Here is a 2,370-nt window from a genome sequence, read left to right as displayed (position 1 = left end):
TTTGCCGTACTACCAGGTTTTCCAGCAGCACATTGCCCATTTCCTCCATAGGGCCGTTCTGCATAATAATGCCCCAGGCCCTGGTGGCCCATATATTCAGGTCTTTTACCGCAAAGTCATGGGTGCCGCTGATCAGGCTATTGGGTAATTTGCCATAGTCCCAGCCCAGTGAGTTCCAGAACAGCTGTGTTACAGCAACGGATTCGCCTTTCAGCATGGTGAAGGGGGGCAGCTGTAATTCAGCGGTTATCATATACCGCCCGTGCGGCACATACACAGTGCCGCCGCCTTGCTGCTTGGCTGCAGCCAGGGCTGACTGGAAGGCACTGGTTTCATCATTCACGCCATCGCCTTTTGCGCCATAGTCTTTTACGTTAAAGGTTTTTTTATCCCACTTATTGGGGGAGGGGTTCACTACATTTACCTGTAAAGGCTCGCTCCACGCGGTTTTACCTCCCTGGCCGTTATGGTAATATAAATGGTAAGTACCGGGACTTATGTTGCCGGGAATGTTCACGCTCACGGAAAAATCGTCAAAAGCGTTGGCCACCTTAGCTCTTATTACCTGCTTGTTTTCTTTGGAGATCAATACTACCTGCCCGCTAAGGCCTTTTCTTTGCAGGTTTTTGCCCTGTATACGTAAGTAGCTGCCGGCAGTTACATTCAGGCCTTCTTCGCTGATCACCCATTTCACCTGGGGTACATTCACATAAAAATCCGTGGCCTGGTTACTATTGTCGGTAAGCCTTACGCTGTATACACCCTCTTTCCAGGTGGCCGGTATTACGAATTTGAGGGATTGGCTGTTTTGCAGCAGCTTATCTGCCGGCTGGTATTTATTTTCAGCTGCGTCTTTTGCCCTGCGGTCGGTACCGCCATGGTCCAGCGCATCATCTTCCCGGGGAAGGGGCATATAACCCGGCGAAGTATTGTCCACATTATCATCGGTCAGGCGGGCCACCTGTACCTGTGTAACCTTGTCCAGGTCTTCGCCCCGTACCAGTACGGCGTCACCCGGCAGCGTTTCTGCAGTGGTAACCTGGAAAAGCTTTGGCGAATTGCTGCTGCCATTTTTAGCGTTTTGCGCCTGTGCGGCAAAAGTGAGCAGCGTACAAGCGGCTATTACTGTGAGCTTGCGATATGGTTTTAATGCTGGCATATGCTGGTCCCTGTTTTTAATGAATGGTCCTGAAGGCCGGAGTGTTATTTAGCAACCTAATATCAGGCCAAATAACCACCGGCGGCCAAAAATTAACGATCCCAAAATAAGATAATTGCCTGGCGCGGGTTTCCCGGCCCTATTTTAATACTATTTTAAGGTAGGCGTGGGGCAATAAAGGGTTTTTGTTTTATACAGTTATGGCCTATTTTAGATGGATATACCTTAACCCGATACCCATGAACAAAGGAACTGCCCGGATCTTCAGCATTATACTTTATATAATAACCGTGGTTTCAGCAAACAGCTGCGCACCAACAGCCGCCCAAAAAGCAAAGGAGGGTAATGCCGGTGGCGACGCGCCGCAGCTGGCTGTAAAAAGTATGCGGGATGACCTTTTTATACTTTGGTCGGCTATTAAAGAAATGCACCCTGCCTACGGCATTTACACACCGGCAGATAGCTTGCAGCAGGTGTATGATGCAACACTGGCATCCATTAATGCGCCGCTTTCTGAAACCGATTTTATGAGCCGGGTGTATCCTTTACTGAGCCGGCTGCGCTGCGGGCATACACAGCTAAGGCATTCCGCCGGGTTTAAAGGAGTAAATGAGCCCCGCCTGCCTTTTGAAGTATTGGTACGGCAGCACCGCGCCTGGATCACCACACATAAAACACCTGCATTAAATACCGGCGATGAGCTATTGACGATGAATGATGTGCCGGTGGCTGATATTATCAGCCATGGCGCTGACCTGTATGCAGGCGACGGGTATAATGAAACCTTTAAGGATCCGCTGGATGTGGTGGAAAAAAGGGACCGGGATATGGAAAAGGTGATGGGGTTAATGAAATGATGTAGGCTTTATTTTCATACTTTTTATAAAACCCGCGTAATACCTGGTATTACGCGGGTTTATTTTTATGTTCCCATAAATATCCATCCCATTTTATCAAGCTCCTAAAAATTTATGAAATACTTGCTTTTGGCAAGTACTATACTTTATCTTTGTTTCATGAAAAAAGAGCTGGTAAATACCCTGCGCGATTTTAACCGGTTTTATACAACGGTGCTGGGTGTTGTTAATAACCACATCCTGGAAAGCGACTATTCGCTTACAGAAGCGAGGATTATTTATGAGGTGAATGAACAGGAAGGGATCACCGCAAGAACCATAAAAGAAAAACTGCAAATAGATGAAGGTTACATG

The 2,370-nt window shown here is 47.7% G+C and carries 2 protein-coding genes and 1 pseudogene; 2 read left to right on the top strand and 1 reads right to left on the bottom strand.

Features of this window, described 5'->3' with window-relative positions; all coding sequences use genetic code 11:
• Positions 1–1,159: glycosyl hydrolase family 28-related protein (locus VIM87_RS05210; RefSeq protein ID WP_331995953.1), on the bottom strand; the 1,159-nt coding region annotated here is incomplete at its 3' end.
• A gap of 239 nt (positions 1,160–1,398) precedes the next feature.
• Here VIM87_RS05210 and VIM87_RS05205 point away from each other — a divergent pair.
• The gene (locus tag VIM87_RS05205) at positions 1,399–2,016 is read left to right on the top strand and encodes a hypothetical protein (RefSeq protein ID WP_331995952.1); all 618 of its coding nucleotides are present in this window, start codon (positions 1,399–1,401) and stop codon (positions 2,014–2,016) included.
• Positions 2,017–2,175: 159 nt separating this feature from the next.
• Positions 2,176–2,370 (top strand): annotated as a pseudogene (locus VIM87_RS05200) (MarR family transcriptional regulator); the annotation flags it as partial.

This window comes from Chitinophaga sp. (assembly GCF_036569125.1).
In the GTDB taxonomy this organism is placed as follows: domain Bacteria; phylum Bacteroidota; class Bacteroidia; order Chitinophagales; family Chitinophagaceae; genus Chitinophaga.
The sequence above is the reverse complement of the archived record's forward strand: the minus strand, read 5'-3'. Positions and strand labels throughout refer to the sequence as shown.

Coding starts and splice junctions, on each gene's coding strand:
- VIM87_RS05205 (WP_331995952.1), top strand. CDS start 1,399: ATGAACAAAGGAACTGCCCGGATCTTCAGCATTATACTTTATATAATA.